Genomic DNA, 16,784 nt, shown 5'->3' on the forward strand with positions numbered 1-16,784 from the left:
CTTAGTACGAGAGGACCGGGATGGACATACCGCTAGTGCACCAGTTGGTCTGCCAGGGCCATAGCTGGGTAGCCACGTATGGAAAGGATAAACGCTGAAAGCATCTAAGCGCGAAGCCTCCTCTAAGATGAGATTTCCCAATTCGTAAGATCCCTTATAGACGATAAGGTTGATAGGCTGGGTGTGGAAGCATGGTGACATGTTCGAGCTGACCAGTACTAATAGATCGAGGACTTAACCTTAAATTTCAATTGACTGTAATTTTATCTAATTTTCAAAGAAAAGGTCTGGTGGCGATGGCAAAGTGGACACACCTGTTCCCATCCCGAACACAGAAGTTAAGCACTTTTACGCCGATGGTAGTACGTTCGATCGTGCGAGAGTAGGAAGCTGCCAGGCTCTCTCTTTGAAACATGGAGGACTAGCTCAGTTGGGAGAGCATCTGCCTTACAAGCAGAGGGTCAGCGGTTCGAGCCCGTTGTCCTCCACCATCTTATAATCTTCTAAGTCTGCCGACTTAGCTCAATTGGTAGAGCAACTGACTTGTAATCAGTAGGTTGTGGGTTCGATTCCTATAGTCGGCACCATGAAATGGTTCCGTAGCTCAGCCGGTAGAGCAACAGACTTTTAATCTGTGGGTCAAGGATTCGAATTCCTTCGGAGCCACCATCCATTTTAATTTAATATCATTACTTAATTGTATGCCTCGGTGGTGAAATAGGTAGACACGTGGGACTTAAAATCCCATGCCCTAACCCGGCGTGCCGGTTCAAGTCCGGCCCGAGGCACCAACCTTATTAATTAATGATGGGGTTTTAGCTCAGCTGGGAGAGCGCCTGTTTTGCACGCAGGAGGTCAGCGGTTCGATCCCGCTAAGCTCCACCATTTTTTTATAAAATAGGTAGATTTGTTAGGACAAGAAAATGGCTTTGTAGCTCAGTTGGCTAGAGCGTCCGGTTCATACCCGGAAGGTCGTGGGTTCGACCCCCTCCGAAGCCACCAATTTCTGGATCCATAGCTCAGTTGGTTAGAGCTACCGGCTCATAACCGGTTGGTCACAGGTTCGAGTCCTGTTGGATCCACCACTATTACATGGAGAAATACCCAAGAGGCTGAAGGGATCGGTCTTGAAAACCGACAGGTGATGAAAGTCGCGCGGGGGTTCAAATCCCTCTTTCTCCGCCACTTATATATCGCGGGATGGAGCAGTCTGGTAGCTCGCCGGGCTCATAACCCGGAGGTCGTTGGTTCAAATCCTTCTCCCGCAACCAAAATGGTCCGGTAGTTCAGTTGGTTAGAATGCCGCACTGTCACTGCGGAGGTCGCGAGTTCGAGTCTCGTCCGGACCGCCATTTAGGTTTTGTAATTGAATATTTGCCTCGGTAGCTCAGTTGGTAGAGCACAGGACTGAAAATCCTGGTGTCGGCGGTTCAATCCCGCCCTGAGGCACCATTTTTATTTTCAAACCTACCTTTCTTATAGATAAGCACTGACTTGTTCAGTGTTTTTTTTCTCTTTAATCTCTTAAATCTCTTGTTCCTTTGCATATTCGATAAAAAGATACGCGATTTTTGAATTTTTCTATAGGTTTTACTTTTGTTTTTATTTCGTTCTTTATCTTTTTCGTGTATAATAATAAAAGCAGTACTATATTTGAAAGGAGTTATTTCAAATGTTTGGAGATTTTTTTAATATAATTAAAAATTTTTTTGAAGATAACCTAGTTGCAAGGATGATTCTTGATGGCTGGCTAACCCTAATGATCATATCTGTTTTGGTTTTATCCGCCTTAAAAATTAGAAAGGCATTAAACTTAATCATTATTGGCTTAATCATTATTGGCTTCTATTTAGTTTCTGAATGGTTAGATTTATCCGTTGCGAAACCAATTTATACAATAGCTGTTGGCTGTTATATTACAATTGCAGTTGTTATACTTGCTCCCGAATTAAGAAAGATTATGGAAGTTCAACCAAAATCCTCTGACCAGCAAAAGGCTTTAGTTGTTTCCTCAACACAGGCAACAATCGAAGCTGTAACAGAAGCAGTATTCAATATGGCATCCTTAAAGGTTGGTGCGCTTATCACATTTGAACAGCATTATTCCTTACAACAATATGCAGAACGTGCGATTTCCTTAAATGCGGATGTTTCAAGAGAATTATTGGAACAAATCTTTATTAAGGATTCTCCACTTCACGATGGTGGTGTAATCATTCGTGGTAACAAGATTGTCTGTGCTGCTGCATATTATACACTAACCCAGGTTGACCTAGATAAAACCATTGGTTCAAGACATAGAGCTGGTATTGGTGTATCCGAAATTACGGACTCTCTAACGATAATTGTTTCTGAGGAGACTGGTGATGTTCATGTTGCAAACTCAGGATTTATGAAAAGCATGAACAATAAAAACGAATTGATCGAATACTTAAGTACTTACTTAGGTAAGACTATAGCATAAGGAGGGGTAATATGAAGGTATTAAATATTATAATTGAAATTTTAACATCCCCTTTTACAATCCTATTACGTACAAAAGCTCAAAGAAATACGAGTAAGTTTGTAAAGCCTATCGTTGTGCTTGCTATTGCACTTTTAATTACTTGCGCAATGTTGTTTTTATTCTACTATAAGGAGTTATTTAGAAAATGATACGTTATATTAGCCAAAGTCCAATTATACCTGTTATATTTGCTGGTTTGGTTGTTATCATTGTCTTACTACAGTGCTTAGTTAAAAGAAGATTTTTAAAGGTGCGATTAGTATTATCTCTAATCAATACCTTTACTGCAGTACTTTTATTAGTTTTTTTTGGAGAGATAGAAAAGAAGAATGAAGCTATAGGGAATGATGCCTATTTAATATGGACCTATATTTGCATGATTACCATCGAGGTTGCTGCCTTTGCACTATTATTCAGTACAATTGATTTTTCTATCACAAATGAAAAATTCCAAAAGACTTTGACAACATCCCTAGATGAAACTAAATTATTTGTATTCTTAGATAAGAAGGATAGAGTAAAGGTCATTTCTAGCTGCTTCTTAGCAAATTTAGGAATTGAAGAAGGACAAGCCTTAAGAAAGAATTTCTTTGATGTAATTGAAGAAAAATATAGAATCATCGGAATGAATCAGGAAGCTGCTTTAAAAAACGATTTAAAGAAGTTTTTCTACCGCTATGATAAAAGAGTAGAGGAGGGTGTTAAAACCCCACTTGAAATCAATATTCAATCCGATGATGGCCAAGAAGGTTCCTTCTATTTTGTTGAAGATCCTATATTTAGTCGTGGTTCCTATCAAGGAAGACTTTTAATGGGCGAGATGAAGGATGAGGAATCCTTAATGGGAATGGAAAAAGATTTGTCTGAGGCTCAGGGTGAGCTAGATTTAATTCGTAGTCGTTTTACAACCCTTCTTTATAAAACAAATGATGGTATATTCTTTAATAATATTACGAATCATTCCATTTGGTTGAATGATGTTTTAGTTGAAAAACTATCCTTAAACGGAAATTCCCTAGATGCAGAGGAATTCTATTCGAATATGCATCCAGATGATATAGCACTTTACCAAAATGTATTGAATAATAATCGTGGTGGAGATTACGAGGTTACATACCGCTATAATACAGGAAGCCATTATGTATATATTAAGGAGATCGGCCAAAAGATTTGCCAAAATAATACTGTAGAATTTTGTGGTATTATGAATGTCATCGATGACTTCCGCTTTGAAAAGACAAATACAATTTTAGATTCCATAGGTACAGAAGCAGAATTAATGAATCGCTATAAGCAATTATTAAGTGACGAAAATAATGTATTCATGGTTGCTCATTTCAAGGTAGCATCTATTCCTGAAATCAATGAAAAATATGGAAGACCTGTAGGTAATATGATGCTAAGCCAATATGTAGCATATATTAAAAGCAATTATGTTACAAATAATTATATCTACCGTGTTTCTGGTTTAGAATTTGTAGCAATCATTACAAGCTATAATCGTATGGAAGCTTTAAAGAATTCCTTAAGAAATGAAGAAAAGATCTTACATGTTAGTGCGACCTATGCAAGCGAAAAGGTTGCAACTGAGGTTTATATGGGTATTGCATATTCTAGTGACCCAGGTAATAGACGTGAGACCTTAAATAACGCAAAATATGCGTTAAAATACGCCTCTAATCCACAATTTAAATCTTCTTACGCATTCTATAAGGATGTGAAATAATTGAATAAATTAGAAGCTAGAAGCTATGCGCTTCAAAAAAGAAAAGAAGTATCTATAAAACAAATAGAAGAGGATGTAATAGAAAAAATTATTGCCTCTAAAATATTAGAGCCATTTCAGCATATAGGTATATATTATCCTATAGGCAAGGAAATGAATCTATTACCTCTTACAATTTATTATAAGGATAAAGAATTTTATTTACCTATAACAAAAGAAGGAATATCCTTTGTTAAATATAGTAAAGATAATCCTTTAGTAGATGGACCCTTTCATACAAAGGAGCCTAAAGGTATTATAAAGAATAGAGATGAAATTGACTGCTTTATTATCCCTTGCGTTGCCATTTCTTTGAAAAATCAAAGATTAGGCTATGGCAAGGGCTATTATGATAGGTATTTATCTCAATATAAAGGATTAAAAATTGGAATTGTTTATTCAAATGCTATTTTAGATATAGATATGGATAGCTATGATTTAGTATTAGATATCGTTTATTCGGGGTGATTTTATGGTAAGTGTCCTTCTTTTAATGGCTGGAAAAGGCACGAGAATGGGTTATGAAAAAAATAAAGTATTATTACCCTTTGGTGATAAATATCTATTTGAATATCCTCTAGATACCTTCTTATCCTTTGGCTTTGAGGTAATATGTGTTATTCGAAAAGAGGATGAGGAAGAAATAGCAAGGGTCTTGAAGAAAAGAAATGTAAAATACACTCTTGGTGGTAAAACTAGAGGGGAATCTGTTTATAATGGATTAAAGGTAGCAACAGGGGATTATATTATGATTCATGATGCTGCTAGAATGTTTGTGGATAAGGATTTAATCCATGATATTCTAGCCACCTCTTTAGAGGAGGCTCCTATTCTTACCTACACGAAGGTAAAGGATACGATTAAAGCCTTAGAGGATAAAAAACTAAATACCTTAAATAGGGATAGCTTAATTGCTGCATCAACACCACAATGCGCGAAAAAATCCTTATTCTTAGATGTATATGAAAAAGCATTTAAGGATGGGTATAGTGCTACAGATGATATTTCCTTAATTGAAAAATATTATAAGGATATGGAAATAAAGCTTGTTTTAGCTAAGGATACTATATTTAAGGTTACAACAAAGCTTGATTATGATTTAGCATTATTGCTATGGAGGGAAATCTATGATTAGAATCGGTCATGCGTGGGATACGCATAAGCTTGTAGAAAATAGGAAGCTTATCCTGGGTGGAATCTTAGTAGATTATCCCTTAGGATTATTGGGGCATAGTGATGCGGATGTTGTATTACATGCAGTTGCAGAAGCCTTACTTGGCTCCTTAGCTTTAGGAGATTTAGGTGCATTTTATCCGGATAATAGTGATAAAACATTAAATATGGATTCAAAGATTATAGTAAAGGAATGCTATCAAAGAGTTCTTGATTTAGGATTTCATATCAATAATTTAGATTTAACTATTTATTCCCAAAATGTAAGAATTGCTCCTATAAGATTAAAGATTCAAGAAAGCATTGCGGGATTGTTAAATATAGGAAAAGACCAGGTATCTGTTAAAGCGACAACCTGGGAAAAGATGGGTTTTATTGGAGAAGGAAAGGCTTTAGCCTGTGAATGTGTTTGCTTAGTTGAGGATTAAAAATTATTTTTAATGGAGGTGATTCCATGCTTTCCAATTCTATTAATATGGTAGAAATCATTGTTGCAAATGGAATTGCACTATTGGTTTTATTTATATGTGCATTCAGCAATATGGCAAGAATTAAAATAAAAAGCACAGATGGACTATCTTTATTAATCTTAATTATTGTCCTTTCCCTATGCTGTATATTTGAGACTTTTGTTTCCTTAGTCGATGGCGGAAGTGGAATTTTTCCGCAAAATGATTTTACGAGAGCCTTTAATTTGATTGGTAACACGATAACCTTTACAGGAAACATTATCATGTCTTGCTGCTGGAGTATATTTGTTATTGGCCATTTAAGTGGATATGTAAAAAAGACTAGACTATATGTTTTAGCAGGGATTTTTGTAGCCTATTTAATTGCAATTATCATTAATTGCTTTGTTCCATATATATTTCGTGTAGATAGTGATGGAATATATCATAGAGTGGGTATAGGATATTATATCAATCTCTTATTCGCTGTTCCACTTTTCGTTATAGATCCACTTTTTAATTATATTAGAATTAAAAGAAGTGGTGGGTTATTAAAATTCTTCCCAATTTGGGTATTCTATTTATCTGCTGCGACAGGAATTCTATTCCAAATTCTATTCTATGGCATTTCAACAATTTATGTTGGATTTTCCCTAGCCGTATGTGGAATGCTAATGAGCATGCAAAATGATTTGATATTCTTTGATAAGCTTACAGGTCTATATAATAGATATTATCTAGATTATTTAAAAAAGAAAATGAACGCTTCAGATAGAAAAGCAGAATATACAGCAATGATGCTAGATTTAAATGGCTTTAAACAAATCAATGATAAATATGGTCATCAAGAGGGAGATAATGCTTTAATAAAAACAGGTGAACTCCTTAAGGTTGCTGTAGGAAGCTATGGAACGGTTATAAGATATGCTGGTGATGAGTTTATTATTATTTTACATACACAGGTCGATGCTATTATCAACGAGGTTGTGCATAATATAAATCGACAATTTAATGTATATAATAAAGGACATGTGGTTCCTTATGAATTATCGATTTCTATAGGCTATTCTAAAGCTGATTTAAAGAAATATAACGTTGATGATTTAATGAATGATATCGATAAGAAAATGTATTTAGATAAAGAAAAAAGAAAACAAGAAAATATGGGATGAAAGCTGAGGATTCCTCAGCTTTTCTATAAGAGGTTTTATGATACGTGTACTTTTTGTTTGTCATGGAAATATATGTAGAAGCCCCATGGCAGAATTCCTATTTAAGGATATGGTAAAAAGAAATGGACAAGAGAATAATTTTTATATTGAATCCTGTGCAACCTCAAGTGAGGAAATAGGAAATCCTGTTCATAGTGGCACAAAAAGAATATTAAATTCCTTAGGAATTGATTGCTCTTTGAAAAGAGCAAGAAGAATAAGATATGAGGATTATGATTCATTTGATTACATAATTTTAATGGATGAGGAAAATAGATGGGGCTTAAGATATGTGATTCCAAATGACCCTAAAAATAAGATACATAATTTATTAGAATATGCTGGATTAAATAGAGATATAAGGGATCCTTGGTACACAGGAAACTTTAAGGAGACCTATTCTGATATAATGCTTGGGTTAAATGCATTTTATAACCATCTTATTAAGAAATAAACTTTGAATTATCCTATGGATAGTGTATAATAGTGGCGGTGAAAAAAATATGGTATTTAAATGTGTAAAAGGAATGTTTGAGCTTGTAAAAAATTACAGGGAAGCATTCAATTTAGAAGCATTCCAATCAAAATATTTAGAGGAATACTTCGATAAGAACATGTACATAGTTGGCGATATTTCATCAGAAATCCTAAGACTAAAGGGATTTAATACAGATCCTAAGAGCGATAATTATTATGGATTTATTGAAGATTATTTAGAAATATCCTGTGCCTTTGGTTGCCCATACTACATCTTAAAGAGAATCAAGAATGAGGCTGAATATAGACGTCTTGAAAAAGAGGGTAAGCCTGTAGATACAGAAGATGATCGTATTACGATTCATCCTATGACTAAGGAAAACTTCGATAAGGAATCCTTAGTGCTTAAGCCATCGCAAAAGGGTAAGCCAAATATTGTTATTGACCCAAGAAAGATCAATTCGATTCCTAAGGGAGAATTACCTAAGGATTTAGTAGAGGATAATGATTCTAAGGATCAAAATAAGAAGGGCAATAAGGAAGTAGAGGAAAAGGTTGTAACACAAACCTTTGTATCTGCCTCTGAGGGCTTTGATCCATCAAAGATGAAGGATAGAAGAAAACCGGATATGAAGGATAAAAAGAAGAATCCTAAGGATAATAAGCCTAAGCAGTTTAATAATAGCAATAAGCCAAAGGGCGATAATAGAGTAAAAATTGATTCTTCTGAGGAAAAGCAAAATCAGAACTTTAATAGAAACAAGAATCATTATAAAAAGAATAAGAATTTTAATGGTAATCGACAGGATAAGGGTAAGGATAAGTAGCTATGGAAAATAATGCTAGAGAAAATGAAGAAATAGTAAAGGATATTGATAAGGTATTAGAAAAGATTCGTCCTTATTTAAATAGTGAGGGTGGAGATATCGAATTAGTAAAATTCGAGGATGGCATCGTTTATGTAAAAATGATGGGTGCATGTGTTGATTGTGGTGCCCTAGATTCCACTTTAACCGATGGTGTTGAGGCATTACTTATGGAATATGTTCCTGAGGTAATTGGCGTTAAAAACGTTATCGATTCAATTTAAGAATTGAAATCTTCCTTTTAGGGAGATTTTTATTTATTTTTATTTTCAGTAATGCTATAATGTATAAGGTGATTTCAAGGAGGATTTTCTAATGGAAAAGAAATTGATTTTAGATGTATCAAAGACAAAGGGCTTTTATGATGAGGCCTTATATAACGAGGTTAAAAAGGAAGTTTTAGCTGCACAAAAGGTTTTAAATGAAGAAACTGGTGCAGGTAATGATTTCTTAGGCTGGTTAGATTTACCAGTAAATTATGATAAAGAAGAATTTGCAAGAATTAAGGCTGCAGCAAAGAAGATTCAGTCGAATTCTAGTGTACTTGTGGCTATCGGTATTGGTGGTTCTTATTTAGGTGCTCGTGCAGCAATTGAATTCATGAAGAAATATTTCAACCAAAAGGGTGTTGAGGTTATCTTTGTTGGTAACCAGATTTCCTCTACCTATGCATATGAGCTAATTGATTACCTTAAGGATAAGGATTTCTCTATTAATGTCATTTCTAAGTCTGGTACTACAACAGAGCCTGCCATTGCTTTCCGTGTATTTAAGGCATATGCTGAGGAAAGATATGGTAAGGAAGGTGCAAGGGAAAGAATCTATGCAACTACAGACAAGAAGAAGGGTGCATTAAAGACTTTAGCTGATGCTGAAGGATATCCTGAATTCGTAGTACCTGATAACATTGGTGGACGTTTCAGTGTATTAACTGCAGTAGGTCTACTTCCTATTGCTGTTGCAGGAATTGATATTGATGCAATGTTAAAGGGTGCAGCTGATGCACGTGAATTATATAAGAATGCTGATTTCGAGGAGAATGAAGCATTACAGTATGCTTTAGTAAGAAACGTATTATATCGTTCTGGCAAGAAGCTTGAAATGCTTGTAAACTATGAGCCAAGATTAAGCTATTTCGCTGAATGGTGGAAGCAATTATATGGTGAATCTGAAGGTAAGGATCATAAGGGAATATGGAATACAAGTGCTTCCTTCTCTACAGATTTACACTCCTTAGGCCAAATGATTCAGGATGGCGAAAGAACAATATTCGAAACGGTATTAAATATTGAAAATCCAGTAGAAGAGGTTAAGATTTCTGCAACAGAGGATAATCTTGATGGATTAAACTTCTTAGCTGGTAAGTCTATGGATTATGTAAATAAGATGGCAATGGAGGGTACATTACTTGCTCATGTTGAGGGTGGAGTACCTAACATTAGAGTAACTGTATCGAATGTATCTGCATATACATTTGGTTATATGGTATATTTCTTTGAATATGCTTGTGGTGTATCCGGCTATACCCTAGGTGTTAACCCATTCAACCAGCCAGGTGTTGAAGCATATAAGAAGAATATGTTTGCCCTTTTAGGTAAGCCAGGCTATGAAGAGAAGCAAGCTGAGCTATTAGCTAAGCTTGGAAAGTAAGATAATAGGACGGATACACCGTCCTTTATTTTTAAATGAAGAAAGTAAAGGATGATAATTATGGCAGAATTTAAGCGAATTGCAAAGTTTTATAAGGTTTCTAAGGAACAATACTTAAAGAGTTTTGATGATAAAAATAATGAGGAAATTCTATCGATTTATGATGACATTTTATTACCTAAAAGAGCAACCAAAGGCTCTGCGGGCTATGATTTTTTTGCGCCATTTGATATTGTGCTAAAGCCAGGTGAGACCACTAAGGTTCCAACCGGCATCAGGGTATCCATGGCAGAAAATTATGTACTTAAGCTATACCCAAGATCCGGCTTAGGCTTCAAGTATAGATTACAGCTAAATAATACAGTAGGCATCATTGATTCCGATTATTATTATTCAGATAATGAAGGTCATATTTTTGCAAAAATAACGAATGATTCTAATGAAGGAAAAACATTAGAAATTAAAAAAGGTCAAGGCTTTATGCAGGGTATTTTTGTAGAATATGGTATTACATTAGATGATGATACTGTTGAAGTTAGAAATGGTGGCTTTGGCTCTACAACCAAATAAATATTCGAATCCCTTACAGGAAACGTACAAAAAGATATGATTTTGTTTATAAAAACGTTTTGGTTACATATATTATTGAAATGTGTTTTAAAATGACATATAATGACATTGTTTTGAAAAAGGAGGAATAAAGTTATGGGTTTCATTAATTGGATTGATGGTTTATCTAAGGGCATGAAGATTTTCATATTCTTCCCTATTTGGGGTTGGGTCTTTGGCTTCTTATATAGATTATTTAAGTTCATTAACGATACTTCAAAGGTTATCAACTTGATTGGTGCAATTCTATTTGTTTTAGGACCTCTAGGATTTGCTCTTGAAATCATTGACTTTGTATTTATTTTCGTTAATGGCAAGCCAACATTCTTAGTTGATTAAGAAAAATCCTCATTTTGAGGATTTTTTGATTACTTTTATAAATTGGTAGTATAAATACTATATATTATCGAAAAAAATTATTTTTTACTTGAAATTAAAAAGTAATATGGTATAATTTAAGGGCTGTTTTATGCAGTAAAGCACATCATTCCGCTGGCAATTGGGATTTATTGGCTATGAATCATGTTAAGTAAAAGGAGATATACTATGGCAAATGCAAAGGGTCAGGCTTTAATCAATGAGATTACAGCTGAATATCTTCAGGATCGTCCTAGCTTCCGTGCTGGTGATACTGTAAAGGTATATGTTAAGATTGTCGAAGGTGATACTCATCGTATCCAGGTATTCGAAGGCTTAGTTATTAAGCGTCAGGGTTCTGGTATTTCTGAGACATTCACTGTAAGAAAGATTTCTTACAATGTAGGTGTTGAGCGTACATTCCCTGTTCATACACCATCTATTGACCATATTGAAGTAGTTAGAAAAGGTAAAGTACGTCGTGCTAAGTTAAATTACATCCGTACATTATCAGCTAAGGCTGCTCGTATTAAGGAACGTCGATAATCAAGGAAGACTGTTAGAGGAAACTCTAGCAGTTTTTTTAAATTATGGGAAATTATAGAAAGAATAACAACACTATTGACAATTATTATAAAACACTGTAATATAAAATTCGAAAGATATGATAGTTTGACTATCAATTTAGAAGTGCGACAAAAATTTTATTTGGTTATTAAAAAATCGAGCAAAATGTTAAGGCATATTAGGCATATATTGATTTTGTTCGAATAGCACGCTACAATACCTTGTTATTGAAGTAGAAAAAATAAAATGAACGAAAGAAGAGGGAAAAAGTATGAAGGATGATGAAATTAAGGTAAAAATTGCAGAAGTTGCAAAGCGCGAATTTTTAGAATTAGGTTATGTTGATGCCTCTATGAGAAACATTTCGGGTAAGGCTGGCTTAACTACAGGATCTTTATATAATAGATTCAGAGATAAGGCAGAATTATTCGAATATATCGTAGGAGATTCAGTAAATGGTGTATTTGAAAAATTTGAGAACTTTAATGCTTCATATTCTATTAAAGAAAATGCAAAAATTCAAAGTGAAGAAGAACAATATAATACATCTGCAATGAAGTTTATTATTGATACTATGTTTGATAATTATGATTCCTTTGATTTAATTATTAACAAGGGCACAGGCTCTCCATATGAGAATTTTATCGATAAGCTTATTGATGTTGCAACAAAGAACACTTTAAACTATATTTATAGTATTAAGCAAGAAATTAAGAATCCTCAAATTATTGCAGATATTACGCATTTATTAAATGTTGCCTTATTTGATGCTATTACAGAAATCTTCCGTAAGCATTATACTAAGGAACAGGCAATCGATTATATGAGGAGTATTTATTTCTTCTATGATGCTGGTTGGTCAAAGCTATTAGAAAAGAATTTTTAAAAAGGGATACGGCTCTTTTTCATTGAGGGTAAAGATGAAGAAACTAGTTTTACGTAAGGAAGAAGCTGTTGATATTGAAAGACTAATTGATGTAAAGGTCGAAACAGATTCAGGGGTGTATAAGAGAGTATTTCCTACGAAATGGGGAAGTATAACCCTATTGATTTTTGAAAGATATTATCATAGAATTGGTTCAGATCTTTCCATTACGTTAATATCAGACAAAAGAGAAAATGAGACCACCGTTGAAATTATTGCTGCAGGGGGAAAAACATCCGTTTTACAATTTGATTTCGAGACTGAAAAGTCTGCGACAAAATCCATTGCAGGAATCCTTATAAATGATGGTTTTGAGATTTTAGAGGACTAATTTTAGTCCTCTTTCATTTTTTACATAGAGATTACAATGTTATTTACATATTATTTCAAAAACGCTTACATTTTGAAGGCTTGAAATATTGAAAATGAATTTTCGCTATGATATAATACAATTACTATATATCGCGTGAGGTGAGTATCAAATGGCAAATACAACAATTTATGACGTTGCTGGAGCAGCAAAAGTATCTTTAGCAACTGTAAGCCGTGTCATGAACAATCCTGAAAAAGTAAATCCCGAGACTAGAGAAAAGGTATTAAAGGTAATTAAGGAATTAGGATATCGTCCAAATGCCATCGCCAGAGGTCTTGCGAGCCGTAAAACTACCACAGTAGGTATCGTTATGGCAGATGTTTCCAGAGCTGCAACAGCACAGCTACTAGGTGGTATTATTGATATCAGTAAAAAATATGATTATGCAATTAAATTATTCTCTATGGCAGAAAACGACGATATTAAAGAAACGATTCGTCAGGTAGTTGCAGAGCAGGTGGATGGTATCTTGTTTTTAAATGATGAGCTAGAGCCATCTCAAATGGAAATGTGTATGAGCTTAATTCAAGATGCTCAGATTCCAGTTGTATTATGTAATGCAATGTATGATGAAAAGGATATTCCTGCTGTAGGTATCGATTATGAGAATGCAACATATGATATTACAAAGGAATTAATTGATAAGGGTAAAAAGAATATTTATCTTGCAACTACAGTAAGAAGATATTCTGTTAATTTCCATAAAATTGCAGGTTATACAAAGGCTATGCAGGATGCAGGACTTGAGCCTTTAGTATTCCGTACATCTGGTGATGTATCGATTAATGCATTACACTTCCAGGAATTTATTAAGCACAATAATATTGAAGCTTTAATTGCAGTACGTGATTCTATTGCAGTTTCTTTCATGAATGTTATGATTAAGGCTGGCTTTAAGATTCCTGAGGATTGTGAGGTTGTAGGTTTACAAAATACAAAATATGCAATTCTTTCAAGACCTAACTTGACATGCGTGGATACTCCGGTGTATGATATAGGAGCTGTTTCTATGAGACTTTTAACTAAGTTCATGAAGCATGAGGAAATTCAAGAATCTAAGGTATTATTACCTTATAGAATCGTAGAAAGAGAAACAACAAAAGAATAATCCTGATGAAGGAAAAGAAGTAGATTTGAATTTTTAAGCTATAGAGAGCTCATGGGTGGTGGAAATGAGTACAAAATTTAAATTGAATTACATTCTGGAGGGAATTTAATGAGTGCCATACGTATGTATGGAACTAAGGTGGTACCGCGAAATATTCGTCCTTAGAGTAATCTAAGGGCGTTTTTTTAATTTTAAAGGAGGAATTATTTATGGGTATTTATGAAGAATTAGAATGGAGAGGATTAATTAAAGATGTATCTGATCCATCATTAAGAGAGAAATTGAATGCAGGAGGACTTACCTTCTATATAGGAACGGATCCAACAGGAGATTCCTTACATATAGGACATTTCTCTAGCTTTTTAATTTCAAAAAGATTAAAGGATGCAGGACATCACCCAATTTTACTTGTTGGTGGTGCAACAGGATTAATTGGAGATCCAAAGCCAGACGCAGAGCGTCCTATGATTACAAAGGAGGAGGTTTTGCATAACTTTAATTGCTTAAAGGCTCAGGCTGAAAAAATCTTTGGCTTTGAGGTTGTAAATAACTACGATTGGATTAAGGATATTAATGTCTTAGATTTCTTAAGAGATTATGGTAAATTCTTTAATGTAAACTATATGCTAAATAAGGATATTGTAGCTAGAAGATTATCTGAAGGTATCACATTTACCGAATTCTCTTATATGATTTTACAGGCACTGGATTTCTGGTATTTAAATAAGACTAAGAATGTTACACTTGAGGTTGCAGGACAAGACCAATGGGGTAATATTACTGCAGGTATCGAGCTTACAAGAAAGAAAGAAGGCAAGGAAGTATATGGCTTCACTATGCCACTTTTAACGAAGGCGGATGGTACAAAATTTGGTAAGACCAATGGTAAGGCAGTATGGCTTGATGCAAAGAAGACAAGTCCATATGAAATGTACCAATTCTTTATCAATAGTGAGGATTCCAAGGTTATTGATTACTTAAAGTTCTTAACTTTCCTATCTAAGGAAGAAATTATGGAATTAGAGGAGAAGAATAAGGTTGCACCTCACCTAAGAGAAGCACATAAGGCACTTGCACATGAGGTAATTACCTTCTTACATGGGGAGGAGGCATACACTGAGGCAGTAAAGATTAGTGAGGCATTATTCTCCGGTAAGGTAAATGAGCTTACTGCAGATGAAATCCAAATGACAGAAAATGACCTACCTTTAGTTATGGGTAAGGATTATACATTAGCTGAGGCATTAATCGAATGTGATTTAGCAAAATCAAAAAGAGAGGCTAGAGAATTCATCCGTAATGGTGCTGTATTAGTGAATGGAGAAAAGGTTACAGATGAGGCAGCAACACTCTCTAAGGATAAGGCTATCGAAGGTAGATATATTGTCCTAAGAAGAGGTAAAAAGCTTTACGCTTTATTAAAATACTAAGAATAAGCTCTGGGGAAACCCGGAGTTTTTTTTGACTGTTTTAAAAACTTATAAAATAAAATTAGAAAAAATCTATAAAAATGAGTACATTGTACACATTTTCACATTTTAAAAGAATTGAGTTTTCTAGATATATTTTATATAATAGATTGAATTTTAATAATTCTATGATTTCGGAGGTAATGAAAATGGAAAAGATTAAAATGACAACTCCACTTGTTGAAATGGATGGAGATGAAATGACTCGTATTCTATGGAAGATGATTAAGGATGAGCTTATTTATCCTTTCGTAGATTTAAAAAGCGAGTATTATGATTTAGGATTAATGGAAAGAGAAAGGACTAAGGATCAGGTAACGATTGATTCTGCCAATGCGACAAAAAGATTAGGTGTTGCAGTAAAATGTGCAACGATTACGCCAAATAAGCAAAGAGTAGAGGAATACAATTTATCTGAAATGTGGAAGAGCCCAAATGGTACGATTCGTGCTATCTTGGATGGTACTGTATTTCGAGCACCTATTCTAATTGATCCAATTAAGCCTCAGGTAAAGAATTGGAAAAAGCCAATTACTATCGCAAGACATGCCTATGGTGATGTATATAAGGGTACTGAATTTAGAATTACAGAACCAGGCAAGGCAGAGCTTGTATTCACTGGTGAATCTGGTAATATCATGAGAGAAACCATCTATGATTTTGAATGTGGTGGAGTACTTCAGGGCTTATATAATAAGGATTCTTCTATAAAATCCTTCGCTCATTCTTGCTTTAAATATGCAATCTCAACAAAACAGGATTTATGGTTCTCAACAAAGGATACTATTTCTAAGAAATATGATCAGACATTTAAATTAATGTTTGAAGAAATTTATGAGAAGGAATATAAGGCAGAATTTGAAAAATTAGGCATTAAATATTTCTATACTTTAATTGATGATGCTGTAGCTAGAGTTATAAGAAGTGAGGGTGGCTATATTTGGGCATGTAAGAATTACGATGGAGATGTTATGTCCGATATGGTATCTACAGCCTTTGGCTCCTTAGCTATGATGACTTCTGTTTTAGTTTCCCCTGATGGAAAATATGAATATGAAGCTGCTCATGGTACCGTTACGAGACATTATTATAAATATTTAAAGGGGGAGGAAACATCTACAAACCCTATGGCTACTATATTCGCATGGAGTGGTGCCTTAAGAAAAAGAGGAGAGCTTGATGGCCTTAAGGATTTAGTTTTATTTGCAGACAATTTAGAGGCTGCATCTATTGAAACCCTAATGCAGGGTACTATGACTAAGGATTTAGTTGGCTTAGT

Annotated in this window: 19 protein-coding genes, 11 tRNA genes, 2 rRNA genes and 1 other annotated feature; all 32 genes read left to right on the forward strand. The window is 34.4% G+C overall.

Translation table 11 applies throughout. The annotated features are described in order from the left end of the window. Positions 1-242: ribosomal RNA gene (locus SPJ17_RS02975) — 23S ribosomal RNA — on the forward strand; the annotation flags it as partial. A 44-nt stretch (positions 243-286) separates the two neighbouring features. Continuing rightward, positions 287-399, forward strand: a 5S ribosomal RNA gene (gene rrf / locus SPJ17_RS02980). A gap of 16 nt (positions 400-415) precedes the next feature. Further along, positions 416-491 (forward strand) — tRNA-Val (locus tag SPJ17_RS02985). A 20-nt stretch (positions 492-511) separates the two neighbouring features. Then, positions 512-587 (forward strand) — tRNA-Thr (locus SPJ17_RS02990). A 6-nt stretch (positions 588-593) separates the two neighbouring features. Next, a tRNA-Lys gene (locus SPJ17_RS02995) sits at positions 594-669 on the forward strand. 34 nt (positions 670-703) lie between these two features. Then, positions 704-791 (forward strand) — tRNA-Leu (locus tag SPJ17_RS03000). Between the two features lie 18 nt (positions 792-809). After that, positions 810-885, forward strand: a tRNA-Ala gene (locus SPJ17_RS03005). 40 nt (positions 886-925) lie between these two features. Beyond that, positions 926-1,002 (forward strand) — tRNA-Met (locus tag SPJ17_RS03010). Positions 1,003-1,008: 6 nt separating this feature from the next. Next, positions 1,009-1,085 (forward strand) — tRNA-Ile (locus tag SPJ17_RS03015). A gap of 9 nt (positions 1,086-1,094) precedes the next feature. Beyond that, positions 1,095-1,185 (forward strand) — tRNA-Ser (locus tag SPJ17_RS03020). Positions 1,186-1,194: 9 nt separating this feature from the next. Then, positions 1,195-1,271 (forward strand) — tRNA-Met (locus SPJ17_RS03025). A 4-nt stretch (positions 1,272-1,275) separates the two neighbouring features. Beyond that, positions 1,276-1,352: transfer RNA gene (locus tag SPJ17_RS03030), tRNA-Asp, on the forward strand. Positions 1,353-1,376: 24 nt separating this feature from the next. After that, a tRNA-Phe gene (locus SPJ17_RS03035) sits at positions 1,377-1,452 on the forward strand. Positions 1,453-1,672: 220 nt separating this feature from the next. Beyond that, the gene (locus SPJ17_RS03040; RefSeq protein ID WP_321092628.1) at positions 1,673-2,464 is read left to right on the forward strand and encodes a diadenylate cyclase; all 792 of its coding nucleotides are present in this window, start codon (positions 1,673-1,675) and stop codon (positions 2,462-2,464) included. A gap of 11 nt (positions 2,465-2,475) precedes the next feature. After that, positions 2,476-2,655, forward strand: a complete 180-nt coding sequence (locus tag SPJ17_RS03045) for a hypothetical protein (RefSeq protein WP_321092631.1) — start codon at positions 2,476-2,478, stop codon at positions 2,653-2,655. Further along, positions 2,652-4,232 carry a diguanylate cyclase gene (locus SPJ17_RS03050; protein WP_321092633.1) on the forward strand — a complete coding sequence of 527 codons (1,581 nt, stop codon included), beginning with the start codon at positions 2,652-2,654 and terminating at the stop codon, positions 4,230-4,232. The genes SPJ17_RS03045 and SPJ17_RS03050 overlap by 4 nt, the downstream gene beginning before the upstream one ends. Further along, positions 4,233-4,739, forward strand: coding sequence for a 5-formyltetrahydrofolate cyclo-ligase (locus SPJ17_RS03055; RefSeq protein WP_321092635.1), 507 nt, complete (start codon positions 4,233-4,235; stop codon positions 4,737-4,739). It abuts the gene before it with no gap. Between the two features lie 4 nt (positions 4,740-4,743). Beyond that, positions 4,744-5,406: an IspD/TarI family cytidylyltransferase gene (locus SPJ17_RS03060; protein WP_321092638.1), complete on the forward strand. Its 663-nt coding sequence runs from the start codon at positions 4,744-4,746 to the stop codon at positions 5,404-5,406. Further along, positions 5,399-5,872, forward strand: a complete 474-nt coding sequence (ispF, locus tag SPJ17_RS03065) for a 2-C-methyl-D-erythritol 2,4-cyclodiphosphate synthase (RefSeq protein WP_321092640.1) — start codon at positions 5,399-5,401, stop codon at positions 5,870-5,872. Before SPJ17_RS03060 ends, ispF begins: the two co-directional genes overlap by 8 nt. A gap of 26 nt (positions 5,873-5,898) precedes the next feature. After that, positions 5,899-7,065 carry a GGDEF domain-containing protein gene (locus tag SPJ17_RS03070; protein ID WP_321092642.1) on the forward strand — a complete coding sequence of 389 codons (1,167 nt, stop codon included), beginning with the start codon at positions 5,899-5,901 and terminating at the stop codon, positions 7,063-7,065. Between the two features lie 37 nt (positions 7,066-7,102). Beyond that, the gene (locus SPJ17_RS03075; RefSeq protein WP_321092644.1) at positions 7,103-7,558 is read left to right on the forward strand and encodes a low molecular weight protein-tyrosine-phosphatase; all 456 of its coding nucleotides are present in this window, start codon (positions 7,103-7,105) and stop codon (positions 7,556-7,558) included. 49 nt (positions 7,559-7,607) lie between these two features. After that, positions 7,608-8,408 carry a YutD-like domain-containing protein gene (locus SPJ17_RS03080; RefSeq protein ID WP_321092646.1) on the forward strand — a complete coding sequence of 267 codons (801 nt, stop codon included), beginning with the start codon at positions 7,608-7,610 and terminating at the stop codon, positions 8,406-8,408. A 2-nt stretch (positions 8,409-8,410) separates the two neighbouring features. Continuing rightward, the gene (locus tag SPJ17_RS03085) at positions 8,411-8,671 is read left to right on the forward strand and encodes a NifU family protein (RefSeq protein WP_321092648.1); all 261 of its coding nucleotides are present in this window, start codon (positions 8,411-8,413) and stop codon (positions 8,669-8,671) included. A 91-nt stretch (positions 8,672-8,762) separates the two neighbouring features. Next, on the forward strand, positions 8,763-10,097 hold the full coding sequence (locus tag SPJ17_RS03090) for a glucose-6-phosphate isomerase (RefSeq protein WP_321092650.1): 1,335 nt from the start codon (positions 8,763-8,765) through the stop codon (positions 10,095-10,097). Between the two features lie 60 nt (positions 10,098-10,157). Beyond that, entirely contained in the window at positions 10,158-10,667 is a 510-nt protein-coding gene (locus SPJ17_RS03095; RefSeq protein WP_321092652.1) for a hypothetical protein, read from the forward strand. Positions 10,668-10,802: 135 nt separating this feature from the next. Continuing rightward, on the forward strand, positions 10,803-11,045 hold the full coding sequence (locus tag SPJ17_RS03100; protein ID WP_321092654.1) for a hypothetical protein: 243 nt from the start codon (positions 10,803-10,805) through the stop codon (positions 11,043-11,045). A 207-nt stretch (positions 11,046-11,252) separates the two neighbouring features. Further along, positions 11,253-11,609, forward strand: coding sequence for a 50S ribosomal protein L19 (rplS, locus tag SPJ17_RS03105; protein WP_321092656.1), 357 nt, complete (start codon positions 11,253-11,255; stop codon positions 11,607-11,609). A gap of 292 nt (positions 11,610-11,901) precedes the next feature. Next, positions 11,902-12,516: a TetR/AcrR family transcriptional regulator gene (locus SPJ17_RS03110; RefSeq protein WP_321092658.1), complete on the forward strand. Its 615-nt coding sequence runs from the start codon at positions 11,902-11,904 to the stop codon at positions 12,514-12,516. A gap of 34 nt (positions 12,517-12,550) precedes the next feature. Beyond that, complete coding sequence (locus SPJ17_RS03115; RefSeq protein WP_321092660.1) at positions 12,551-12,886, forward strand: DUF6054 family protein; 336 nt, start codon at positions 12,551-12,553, stop codon at positions 12,884-12,886. Positions 12,887-13,037: 151 nt separating this feature from the next. Next, complete coding sequence (locus SPJ17_RS03120; RefSeq protein ID WP_321092662.1) at positions 13,038-14,036, forward strand: LacI family DNA-binding transcriptional regulator; 999 nt, start codon at positions 13,038-13,040, stop codon at positions 14,034-14,036. Next, positions 14,033-14,202 (forward strand) — a binding site (T-box leader). Its footprint overlaps the gene before it by 4 nt. A gap of 43 nt (positions 14,203-14,245) precedes the next feature. Continuing rightward, entirely contained in the window at positions 14,246-15,466 is a 1,221-nt protein-coding gene (gene tyrS, locus SPJ17_RS03125; RefSeq protein WP_321092664.1) for a tyrosine--tRNA ligase, read from the forward strand. Between the two features lie 188 nt (positions 15,467-15,654). Next, a partial coding sequence (locus SPJ17_RS03130) for an NADP-dependent isocitrate dehydrogenase (protein ID WP_321092666.1) occupies positions 15,655-16,784 on the forward strand: 1,130 nt, incomplete at its 3' end.

The sequence above is a fragment of the Anaeroplasma sp. genome, assembly GCF_034179385.1.
Lineage (GTDB): Bacteria > Bacillota_I > Bacilli_A > Acholeplasmatales > Anaeroplasmataceae > Anaeroplasma.